4 protein-coding genes and 2 pseudogenes are annotated in these 12,196 nt (G+C 66.3%); 2 read left to right on the forward strand and 4 right to left on the reverse strand.

Annotated features, from left to right (window positions below; all coding sequences use genetic code 11):
* Positions 1–80: 80 nt before the first annotated feature.
* Together ACHFIV_RS12030 and ACHFIV_RS12035 are read left to right on the forward strand one after the other, a co-directional pair.
* A complete protein-coding gene (locus ACHFIV_RS12030; protein ID WP_398966760.1) occupies positions 81–6,881 on the forward strand; it encodes a polymorphic toxin-type HINT domain-containing protein in 6,801 nt (2,266 codons plus the stop codon).
* A gap of 45 nt (positions 6,882–6,926) precedes the next feature.
* Complete coding sequence (locus tag ACHFIV_RS12035; RefSeq protein ID WP_398966762.1) at positions 6,927–7,547, forward strand: DUF6928 family protein; 621 nt, start codon at positions 6,927–6,929, stop codon at positions 7,545–7,547.
* 146 nt (positions 7,548–7,693) lie between these two features.
* Here the strand turns inward: ACHFIV_RS12035 and ACHFIV_RS12040 are convergent.
* The 4 genes and pseudogenes from ACHFIV_RS12040 to ACHFIV_RS12055 form a co-directional block, all read right to left on the reverse strand.
* A pseudogene (locus ACHFIV_RS12040) lies at positions 7,694–8,934 on the reverse strand (tyrosine-type recombinase/integrase); the annotation flags it as partial.
* A gap of 28 nt (positions 8,935–8,962) precedes the next feature.
* Complete coding sequence (locus tag ACHFIV_RS12045; RefSeq protein WP_398966765.1) at positions 8,963–9,112, reverse strand: helix-turn-helix domain-containing protein; 150 nt, start codon at positions 9,110–9,112, stop codon at positions 8,963–8,965.
* Positions 9,113–9,185: 73 nt separating this feature from the next.
* Positions 9,186–10,632 (reverse strand): annotated as a pseudogene (locus tag ACHFIV_RS12050) (replication initiator).
* 368 nt (positions 10,633–11,000) lie between these two features.
* The gene (locus ACHFIV_RS12055; RefSeq protein ID WP_398966768.1) at positions 11,001–12,074 is read right to left on the reverse strand and encodes an ATP-dependent DNA ligase; all 1,074 of its coding nucleotides are present in this window, start codon (positions 12,072–12,074) and stop codon (positions 11,001–11,003) included.
* Positions 12,075–12,196: the final 122 nt, after the last annotated feature.

A 12,196-nucleotide genomic window follows, 5' to 3' on the forward strand; every position in this document is an offset into this window, starting at 1 on the left:
TTCCCCATTCCCGCCGATGACTGACTCCTGTTATTGTTCGGCGATATTTTCTCAGGGCTTGTTGCGCGAGGGGTGGGGGCGTGAGCCGGATCGGCACGCGTGGATGGACGGGGGCCTTGGCTCTCGCGGTGATCGTCGGGCTACTGCCAGCGACTGCTGTGGCAGCTACGGTGGATGGTGCCAAGGGGCCGGGCCTCCCGGAACTGAAGCAGCCACCGGCTGTAGCGGTGAAGGAAATGGCCCCCGGAGGAACGAAGCCCCGGGGTAAGCGGGCACCGGCCACATGGACGGCACCGAAGGTCACGTGGCCTGCCCCAGGCAGTGCCACGGTCGACCTCAAGCCGAGTAGCACCGGCACCGCCCCCAAGCGCGCAGGAACACTACCGGTCGCCGTTCGTCCTGCGCCGTCCAAGACGGGCAAGGGGGTGCCACGTTCCGCCAAGGTCAAGATCCGTGTCCTGGACAAGGGTGCGGCGCGCAAGGCAGGCGTGGACGGCATTCTGCTTACCGTCGGGGCCGCTGAGACGGTCGCCGCTGGCGCAGCGCAGGTTCAGGTCGACTATGGATCCTTCCGCGGGGCTTACGGTGGCGACTGGGCGGCCCGCCTGCGGCTGGTCCAGCTGCCCGCATGCGCGGTGACGACGCCGGACAAACCGGCCTGCCAAATCGGTACGCCTCTGGCCACGACGAACAACACCGAGGCGGGCACGCTCACCGCGACCGTGCCCGTACCTGGGACCGCAGCGGCGTCCTCCGGGGTAAGCCGCACCTCCCCTGTCACCGTGCTGGCGGCCGCCGCAGATGACTCCGGGCCAACTGGCAACTACAAGGCGACAGCCCTGCAGCCGTCCGGCTCGTGGAGTGCCGGCGGATCGACCGGTGCGTTCAGCTGGTCCTACCCCATCGGCGTCCCCGCTGTGCCCACCGGGCTTCAGCCCAGCGTCTCACTGGACTACAGCTCCCAGTCGGTCGACGGCCGCACCGCAGCATCGAACAACCAGCCGAGCTGGATCGGCGACGGCTGGAGCTGGGAGCCCGGCTACATCGAGCGCCGCTACAAGCCCTGCAACGACGACAAGGAAGGCGGAACCAACACCACGAAGGTCGGCGACCTGTGCTGGTTCAACAACAACGCCACCATGTCCCTGGGAGGCAAGAGCACCGAGCTGGTCTACGACGGCGCAAAGGGGTGGCACCCGGCCACCGACTCGGGCGAAAAGGTAGAGAAGCTGACCGGCGCCTCCAACCCGGACAAAGGTACGGCCGGCGTGGACGGCGCGGGCGAGCACTGGAAGATCACGACAGCAGACGGCACCCAGTACTTCTTCGGGCTGAACCACCTCCCCGGCTGGAGCAACAAAGGCACCACAAGCAGCACTGACGACGACCCGGTCACCAACTCGGTCCTGACAGCCCCGGTCTTCGGGAACCAGAGCGGCGAACCGTGCTACAACGCATCCTTCGCTTCGGCCTCGTGCCAGCAGGCCTGGCGGTGGCAGCTCGACTACGTCGTCGACCCCCGCGACAACGCGATGGCGTACTACTGGAAGACAGAGGCGAACAACTACGGTCTCAACGTCTCCGAGACAACCGGTAAGGCCACGGTCACCTCGTACGACCGCGGCGGGTACCTCGATCACATCGACTACGGTCTGCGGGCCAACAGCGTCTACACGGCCAAGGCAATGGGCCAGGTCACGTTCGACGTCCTCGAACGCTGCCTCTCCAGCTGCGGCACCTTCGACGAGACAAACGCCAAGAAGTGGCCCGACGTCCCCTTTGACCAGTACTGCAAGAACGGGGCAACCGAGTGCAAAAGCCAGTACTCGCCCACGTTCTGGTCCCGCAAGCGCCTGAGCGGCATCACCACCAAGATCCTTACCGGCGGTGCCTACAAGGACGTCGACACGTGGGCGCTCGAGCAGACGTTCCCACCGTCCGGTGATGGGGTCTCCACCCCGATGTGGCTGGACTCCATCAAACGCACCGGCAAAGCCGGCGGTACAGCACCGCTGCCTGCCGTGACCTTCCGCGGTGTTCAAAAGCCCAACCGCGTCGACAAGCTCGGTGACGGACTCGCCCCGTTCGTCCGTCTGCGCATGTCCCAGATCAACACGGAAACCGGCGGCACGATCGGGATCGACTACCTCGATCCAGAGTGCACCACCAGCAGCCTGCCGCCCACCGACGCCTCGAACACCACCCTCTGCTACCCGGTCAAGTGGGCCTACGAGGGCGAGACCGCCAAACTGGACTGGTTCAACTCCTACGCCGTCAAGCGCGTCACCGAAGGCGACAACCTCGTCGAGTCCCCCGACACCGTCACCGAGTACGCCTACATCGGGGGTGCCGACTGGGCCAAGAGCACCGACGAATTCACCAAGGCCGACGACCGCACCTACTCCGTAGCGCGCGGCTTCTACCGTGTGCAGGTACGCAAGGGCGCGGCCCTGGACCCGAAGACTCTGAGCGAGTCCCGGTACTTCCGGGGCATCGACGGCGCCGACGTCAAGGACTCCATCGGAGCCTCGGTCACCGACCGGGAACAGTTCGCCGGCATGCTGCGGGAAAACGCCACGTACAACGGAGACGGTGGAGCCCTGGTCAGCGCCACCTCCTACACTCCCTGGCGATCCGCTACGACAGCGGTCCGTACCCGCAGCGGCCTGCCGGACCTCGAGGCCTACCTCACCGGCACCCAAGCGGAAGAAACACGCACGACGGTCACCGGCGGTGTCCGCACCACCAAGGTCACCCGCCACTTCGACGCGTACGGCAAGGTCGACTGGACCAGCTCACTCGGGGACGTCGCCACGGAAGGTGACGAGCAGTGCGTCACCACTACGTTCGCCCGCAACACGGCGAAATGGATGCTGGAGAACGTCTCCCGAGCGGAGACCGTCGCAGTGACCTGCGGCAAGCCGGTGACGCGCCCCGACGACGTCATCGATGACGTCCGCACCCACTACGACGGTGGAGCCTTCGGAGCAGCACCGACGCGAGGGCTGATCACCAAGGTCGAGCGCATCAATGGGTCGGGGGTCGGCTACAGCACCGCCGGCTCCACCCCCAGCACCTGTGGCACCGCCAAGAATGAACTCTGCTACGACATCTACGGCCGTGCCCTCGCGGCCGCTGATGCCAACAACAAGATCACAAAGACGGCGTACAGCCCCGCCACCGGCGAGGCCCCGACGAGCATCGTCGCCACCAACCCGCTGGGCCACTCCGAAACCACCAGCCTCGACCCGCTGCGCGGGCAGCCCGTCACGGTCAAGGACGCCAACGACAAGGTGACCACGACCGCGTACGACGCCCTCGGGCGGCTGACCAAGGTCTGGATCCCCACCCGCTCCGCCCAGACCTACCCGAACGCCCCGAGCTACACCTTCGACTACCTCGTGCGAAACGACGGCCCGCTCGTCGTCACCACGAAAACGCTGGACCACAACTCCGAATACCGCACCGGATACGCCTTCTACGACGGCATGCTGCGGCCCCGCCAAACTCAGGAGACCTCCCCGGACAAGGCCGGTCGCCTTGTCACGGAAACCTTCTACAACACCCGAGGCGAAGCGGTACGCAGCTCCGGCCGGTACTTCGCCACTGGGGCCGCGGAACCGGTGCTGGTCACTGGCCAGGAAACCAAGTACCCGGCCTCCACGGAAACGGTGTTCGACGGAGCCGGCCGGCCCACCACGGTCATCGCCAAGAAATTCGGCGACGAAACCAAGCGGACCACCAGCACCTACACCGGTGACACCACCACGGTGATCCCCCCGAAGGGCGGGACCGCGACGACGACCGCTGTCGACGCTCTGGGGCGCACCACCGAGCTCAAGCAGTACACCAACGCGGCACGCACGTCCTCGCAGTCCATCACCTACGCCTACGACCAGCACGGGCGCCTCAAGGAGGTGACCGACCCCTCCGGAGCCGAGTGGACCTACACCTACGACACCCGAGGTCGGCAGATCTCCACCGATGACCCCGACAGAGGCCCGACCACCACGGCCTTCGACGTCAGCGACCGGCCCACCGACGTCACCGACGCCCGCGGAATCACCCTCCACACCGACTACGACGCCCTGAACCGCAAAACTGCCCTCAAGAAGGGCAGCACCACGCTCGCCTCCTGGGCCTACGACACCGTGGCCAAGGGCCTGCCCTCCTCCGCCACCCGCTACAACGGGGCAAACGCGTACGTCAACGAGATCACCGAGTACAACGACCTCGGCCAGCCCGTCGGAACCGCCGTCACCGTCCCCAACAGCGAAGGCGCCCTAGCAGGCACCTACGAGTGGTTCAACTTCTACGACGACAACACCGGCCTCCTCATGGAGACCGAGCACCCCGAGATCGGCGGCCTGCCCGCCGAGACGGTCTCCAACGCGTACGACACCAGTGGACTGCTCGACTCCGTGTACGCGGGCGATGACCCACTCATCGCTGACAGCACCTATGACCACTACGGGCAAAACACCCGCCAGGAGCATGGCGAGTTCGGCCGACAGCTCTTTGTCACCAACGTGTTCGACGACCACACCGGAAACCTCACCCACAGCTACACCGACCGCGAGGTCGCACCCCAGCGGATCGAAGACACCGGCTACACCTACGACCCGGCCAACAACCTCCTGGCTATCGCCACCGCATACGGCCAGGACGCCACCCGCACCACCGACACCCAGTGCTTCACCCTTGACGCGCTGCGACGCGTCACCGAAGCCTGGACCAACACCGGCGCCCAGTGCGCCGGGACCCCCTCAGCATCAGTTGTGGGAGGTCAGGACGCCTACTGGACCAGTTACACCTACGACGCTGTCGGCAACCGCAAGACCGAGACGCAGCACAAAACCGCATCCGGGCCGGCCGCCGACACCATTCGCACGTACACCGCCCCCGCAGCCGGCACGCACCAGCTTCCGGCCGTCACCCAGACCGGGACCAACGCCCAGACAGAGATCTACACCTACGACGAAGCGGGCAACACCAAGGGACGTAAGTTCGGCAACGACTCCGCCGAGGTTCTGGCCTGGGACGACGAGAACCACCTGAAAGCCCTCACCAAGGTCACTGACACCACCAGCTACCTCTACGATGCCGACGGCCAACGCCTGACACGCAAAGACACCACCGGTACCACCCTCTACCTCCCCGGCGGAAACGAACTCCACCTCGACAAGGCAGGCAAGGTCACCGGCACCCGCTACTACAGCCCCACCGGCAGAACCCTCGCCACGCGGACCGGAGGCAAGCTCACCTTCACTCTGACCGACCACCACAACACCACCACCACCCAGATCACCGCCGACTCGACCCAAGCTGTCACCCGCCGTAAGACCACCATTTTCGGGGCACCCCGCGGCACCCAGCCCACCAACTGGATCGGCGACAAAGCATTCGTCGGCGGCACCAACGACCAGGACACCGGCCTCACCCACCTCGGGGCACGCGAATACGACCCGCGTACTGGTCTGTTCATCAGCGTCGACCCCCTCATGGACCTGACTGACTCCCAGCAGATCCACGGATACACCTACGCCAACAACAACCCCACCACCCTCACCGACCCCACAGGAACCCGACCCGACGGCGCATGCGGCGGCTCAAGCAGCCAATGCAACGGAAAAACAGAGACTTTCACAAAAACAAAAAACGGCGGCTGGGAGTGGGACGGTGGTGATCCCGTAGACACCACCCCGACCGCCAACGACGTTGCATCACTGAGCAATCTTGAGAACTCGGCACTCTACGACATCACACAGCAGGTACACAAAAAATACGGCGGCAAATCCGACGTAACCAGATGGATGGAAGCCTTCTGGGCCAGATACAGCGCAAGATCCAGCCAATACTACTCACAGGAATCAAACGCAATCACCGCCTATGGCGATGCCATGGCCGTATGCAACAACCTCGGATGCTCGAACGACCTCAGAAATTATTTCTGGGACTCCATGCTGACCGGCGTAGCCACGGAGTACGGCATATCTGACGGCGGCGGCATGGGCGGCGCCCCAGCCCTGGCCAGATCCATGAAGGTCGGGAAGACGACCAGTGGACGCCCTTCTAGCGGATCTTCATCCTGCAAGTGCTTCCTAGCCGGCACCGATGTACTCCTGGCGGACGGCACCTCAAAGGATATTGAGGACGTAAGCGTTGGCGACGAAGTTCTCACCGCCGACCCGGAGACCGGCAAGTCAGCCAAACGAAAAGTCACGCGCCTCATCGTCACCGAGGACGACAAACATTTCAACGAACTGACAATCTCCACCCTTGACGGCGAAACAAAGCTGACCGCCACCCACGAACACCCATTCTGGTCGCCCAGCGAAGAACGATGGATCGCCGCCAGCAACCTCACACCCGGCTCGACCCTCCTCACCAATGACCAGACCACGGTCACCGTGGAAGCGAACCGATCCTTCTCGCACCATGCCCGCACCTACAACCTGACCGTGGACGACTTCCACACGTACTATGTACTGGCGGGGGCCACTCCTGTATTGGTGCATAACGCGGGAGAATGCCCAGTCGACGGGCTACCTCACGGTGCCCTAGGTGAGGCTGCGACGCACCAGAGACTCCAAAACGGCGGCTACACGAACATCACAAGTGAGGTTAGATTCAAGAACAGCAAAGGCGATGTATTCCGTGCTGATTTCGTGGCGCAGGACGCTTCTGGCAATTGGGCCGCGATTGAGGTGAAGACCGGCAGGGGAGCATCCCTAACCAATAATCAGCGGCTGGGATACGCAGAACTTGGCAACGGTGGAGCGGTGTTGAACACAGGCAGGGTTCCCGGCCTTACGAAGGGGTCGACAGTCACGATGAAGGTGGAAGTCGATTTGTGGAGCTGCCCGCTGTGTAATCCGTAGCGGAATTTTAAGTGCGTGCATGATAGGAAAACTGAGGGGCGTTCAATGGGCTCAAAGGCAGCCGTGGTCATGTTTGTTGAGGTGAATCCGCGAGAGGTGTTTCAGGGTGACGCGAGAATTGATCACCCCAAGTCCAAACTTCTCGCTGAGGAAATCCTCGGAACCGTGGCGGAAGAGATGGAGCCACTAGCGCTTGACCTCGCCGTTTGGCCCAGCGCGGGGATCGTTTGCGCAGCATCCTTCCCTGGCCTTGAAGTTGTCTGCTCTCGCGAACTCGCACAATCTCAACCCAGCCATTTGACCGAAGCGATCTCTCGCTTGGCGGATGGAAGGGACGCCTATGGCGTGTTCATGCATAGCACAGAAGACTGGACGGCATTCGCCGTTTGGTCAGGTGGTGAGCTAGTTCGGGCAATGAGTGTGAGCCCAGACACCGGGATTATTGAGGAGGTGGGTGAACGCCTACCCTTCGAAGCCCCTTTCTGGGGCGGCGAGCGCCCACTCCGTCACGTATTGAACTATGCGCTACCTTTCCATCCGCTGGAGCTAGGGAATGAGGCGCTGAAGGCATTCTTTGGCTTCATTCTCGAAGGGCGCGAAGATGCCTCTTGCTTCGACCCCGAAGAGGTCGAAATTCCCGCGTTTCAGGCCGCAAGGCAGATGTGAGTCCGCTTGAGAGGCATTGCGCTGTTCCGCAGAAATAAGCATTCTTCAGTCTGCGCTAACTGAACGCCTCAGCAAAGGTGAGAAGCCCCGCCGGGATAGGTCCCGGCGGGGCTTCTGCGTATTTGACGGCAACAGTGACGGCAACGTCAGCGGACAGCTGCTGCGGCAGGCGGGTCGTCGGGGTGGTCGTTGGTCGGGCTGAGGGCGTTGCCCAGGGTGTCGATGGCTTGGCGCTGGAGACGGAGTCTTACGTGGGCGTAGACGCCGGCGGTGACGCCGATGTGGGCGTGGCCGAGGAGTTCTTTGATCACGACGAGGTCGACGCCTTGCTCCAGGAGCAGGGTCGCTGTCGAGTGCCGCAGGTCGTGGAAGCGGATGCGGCGGAGCCCTGCCCGGTCGAGGAGTGGGCCGAAGCGGCGGGTCATGTTGGCCGGGTCGATCGGCCCGCCGGTCGGTGTAACGAAGACGAGACCGCTGTCCTTCCAGCCCATTCCGGCCGTCTTGCGTTCTACTTGCTGACGTTCCCGGTGACTCTTCAGCGAGTGGACACACTCGGTCGGCAGGGCGATGCGGCGTTCGGAGGCGCGGGTCTTGGTGTGCAGGACGGTCAGGCCGCCGGTGCGGGTGCGCTGGAGGGAGCGGTGGATGGTGGCGGTGCCGCTGTCGAGGTCGAGGTCTTCCCAGTGGAGGCCGAGGAGTTCGCCTTTGCGGAGTCCGGTGCGCAGGGCGAGTTCGTACAGGGCATGGAGCCGGTCGTCGTTGGCCTTCCGGAGGAACTGCCGCCTCGGCTGCGGTGAGGGGCTGGAAGCGTCTGGGGCGGGGTGCGGTGGTCTTGACGTTCCGGGCGACATTCCGTGGCAGCTCGTCCTCGCGGACCGCGTGTTCCAGGGCAGACTTGAGGACGGAGCGCACGTACATCACGGTCAGCGGCGACAGCCGCCTTTCACAGCATTGGCCGATGGCGCAGCAGGACCGCCGAACGGAGTCCCGTTCCTGAGTGCAGCACTGGCAGGCGGTGCGGAGCCCATCGAGGAAGGTGCGCACGTCGCGGGCCGGGCGAGCTTCTTGGCGCCGAGGCCGGGCTTGAGGTGGAGGCGGCGTAGCGGGTGTAGGTGTTCTCCCGGAGGTGGTGAACGGCGACACAGGCCAGCCAGTACGTGAGATAGGAGCTCACGGTGCTGTCGGCCGTCGCGACAGGGAGGCCGCGATTGCTGGCGGCGATCTTCTCGGTCAGCTTGGTCAGCGCGTCTTTACGGGTAGTGCCGTAGACACGGACGCGCTTGCGGGTGTTGCCGGGGGCCAGTACGTATCCGGCGGCTTCCCAACGTCCGTCCTTGCGCTGGTAGACGGTTCCGTCGCCGTTCGCGCGAGTGCGGGGCGGGAGCGGCGGGAAAAAGCGGGGCGGGGTGGTGTCATCAGGCGGCTTCCTGTGCGAGGCGGGTGCGGATGAAGTCGGTCAGCGCCTGGGTGGGGATACGGCGGGCACGGCCGAGAGTGATCGAAGCGAGCTGTCCGGAGCGGAGCAGGTCGTAGACGGCCGAGCGGCCGAGCTGGAGGCGGGCCATTACCTGGGGCACCGTGAGCAGATCCAGCGCCGGTGCCGCCTCCGCGTGGAGGACGGCGAGCGGGGCGAGGCCATCAACAGCCCCCTTCGGCTGCGAACTGCCGTTCCCGTTCCTTGCGATGCCAGACGTCGGCCGCGAGGAGTGCCGCGCCGGGGCTGTAGCCCGAGCCGAGGTAGCCCCAGTGACCGACGACGAGCGTGGTCGTCGGGTCGGACTCGGGCAGGCCGGCGTGGGCGCGGGCCTGTTCTGTGCGCCAGGCGCGGCGGGCGTCGCGCAGCGCGCCCAAAGTGGTGTAGTAGCGGCGGGACTTGGTGGAGAAGTGGCCCCGGAAGCCGAGCATGTGCGCCCACTTCCAGAGCTTGAGCTCGGCGAACTCCGGCAGCCTTCCCAGCTCCCAGCAGGTGCGGATCATCTGTCGGACGTGGCGGGCGACGGCGAGGCGGGGCAGTGGCCGGGCCTGTCCGGTGCCGTCGCAGGCGGTGCACGGGAGCGGGGTTCCGTGGGGCAGGAGGGTGGCGCCGCGTCCCTGGCAGGGGCGGCAGAACTGGGCACGGTCGAGGGAGCCGGAGGCGTCGGCGGACTTGGTGGCGTACTTTGCCACGTAGGCGGCGACGACCTGGTCGGTGAGTTCGGCGGCGGTACCGAAGGCGGCGATCTCGCGCACGTCGAGCTGAGTGCCCCAGGTGAGTTCGCGCTCCCCGATCGCGTCCGAGGCGAGGGCCACTCGGACCCGGAGGGCTGCGGCCCGGATGGCGTCGGTGAGCACGGCGACGGTGGCAGACGGGGGCCGGGGGCGTGGTGCTGCCGTCGGGGCCGTCGAGCCGGATGACGGAGTGGAAGTGGACCAGGCCGCGCTTCTGGTATTCGGCGACCTTGGCGAAGGAGATCCGCAGCATGGTTCGGGCGGCCTTCTGCGTTAGGCCGAGCCGGGCTGCGATCTCGCGGCGCAGGTAAATCGTGAAGCGGGCCCACAAGGCTCCGGCGTGGGCGTTGAACAGGACCGCGCCCGTGTAGTCGTACGTCGCCGGGTTCAGCGGCGTGCCCAGGAGGGCGTCCGTGGGGTCGTGGCGCAGGTGGCAGCGGCAGGGCCGGATGTCGCCGCTGGGGGTGGTGGGGCGGTTGTGGACGGGGCCGAAGGAGGGGGCGGTGAGGGTGGCGAAGACGCGGGGGTGGGTGCGGACAGTGTCGGGGACGGTATTGCCGCCGGAGAGGCCGGCGCGGATGAGGTGGTAGGTGTCGGCGGCGTAGAGGCGGGAGCAGGCCGGGCAGCGGGAGGCGCGGCGGTTGCCGCACGCCGTGAACAGGCTGCCCGTCGGCTCGTCTGACGTGTCGTAGGTACGCAACACCTCGCCGGTCGTGGTGTCGACAGTGGTGGTCTGTCCGGTCAGGCGGGCGGGTTCGGTGCAGCCGCCGAGGTGTTCGATCTGCTGCTGTGTGCGGTCGAAGTCGGGGTGGTTGACGAGGTGGAGCAGGTCCCGTACGGCGGGGCTTGCCACGTGGTGCAGGTCCAGGGTGACCATTTGGGGCGGGTCCCTTCTGCTCGGGTGGGGCCCCGAGCAGCAACCAGCCGGATCTGTGGGCGTGTTGGTGCTTGCTCGGGGCATGACGAACCGGGCCCAGGGGCGGGCGTGGGTTCAGCGAGGGGGATGTGGCCGGTGGGGGCCGGGGCTCAGAGCTGAGCGAGTGCGGTGGTGGCCACCGGGAGGGCAATGCCCATGCGTGTGCCCAGGTGGGCGGCGGTGATCGGTGTTCCGTGCTCGGCCCGGTGGGTGTCCGCGATGCGCCAGGCCGCGTCCAGCAGGGCGGCCGGAAGGGCCGGGCTGGAATGCGACGTTGATACGTCCCTGGTGCTACCGCGCCTCCCCTGGAGTGGCGGTCCAGGTCCGGTTCAGTGCTTCGCCGCTCCAGAGCCTGGCCGCCGCGTGGGGTGGTTCTTCAGCCCGGTCTCGGTGCCCGGGTTGTCACCCGGTGTGGGCTGTATGCCCTCGAAGGCGGGCACGTCCGTTGCGGTCATGTCCTGGCGGAGCCGTACGTACCGGACGTGGTGGCGCCAGACGCCCGCGTCCTGGGCGGTGTCCCCGCTGATCTCCGCGACGCACAGGGGCTCGACCAGCACCGGGTCGAGAAGGTCTCGGCTCCCCCAGCGGGCGGAGAATCGCACGCCGGTCCATGGGTGGTGGGTGTCGGCCGCGGCGAGCTGGGCGGCTGCGGCCGGCTTCAGCGAGGCCGTCTTTCCGACCAGCCGCAGACGCCCGCTCATGTCGAAGCGGCGCAGGAGGAGGACCTGAGGGCGACGGAGGGAGCCGGTGATCCCGCCGATGACCGCTTCTGCCGTGGCGCGTCGCCGGACCTTGTACCAGGGCCCCCGGACGCCCGGGCGGTACCGCCCGGCCCGGCTCTTGACGACTACGCCCTCCACACCCGGAACGTCAGTCCATTCGGTCAGCCACTCCTGTGCAACGGCGAGGTCGGTGGTTGACGGGCACAGCGTCCACGGCGGCGTCAGCCGATGGTCGGCGAACAGCGCCTCCAGGGCCTCCCGGCGTCGCCACAAGGGCTCGTCCAGCAGCTCTCGGCCGTCGACCTGGAGGACGTCGAAGGCGATGAAGTGCGCGGGCAGCGCCGCCGCCAGAACCCTGGCCTGGCGGACAGCGGTCGCGCGGCGCTGCAGGGCGGTGAAGCTGAGCTGGCCCTCTTCGAGTACGGCCAGCTCGCCGTCGAGGACCAGACCGCGGGGCAGCCGGCCGGCCGCGGCGACCAGATCGGGGAAGCGCGCCTGGTACATCGCTCCGCGGCGCGTCTGCAGCACCACCGGCTGTCCGTCCTCGACCGGGGTGAACAGCAGGCACCTGAATCCATCGAACTTGGGGTCGATGAGCATGCCCCCTGGCATCGCTCCGGGGAGTGGGATGGTCTCGCGTGCCTGGGCAAGCATGGGCTCCACGGGAGGGTGCAGCACCATGCAGGTCTCCTTACCGTGACCGGTCAGGCCTGGTCAGGTGTCCGGGTGGGCGTCCGTTTTCAGGGCCCACGCGCTGCCCGTGCAGCCTGCCGGGAACGGCGGGAAGCGGTGGCCCTTCACGT

Origin of the sequence: Streptomyces sp. ALB3, assembly GCF_044385685.1 — a bacterium.
Taxonomy (GTDB): domain Bacteria; phylum Actinomycetota; class Actinomycetes; order Streptomycetales; family Streptomycetaceae; genus Streptomyces.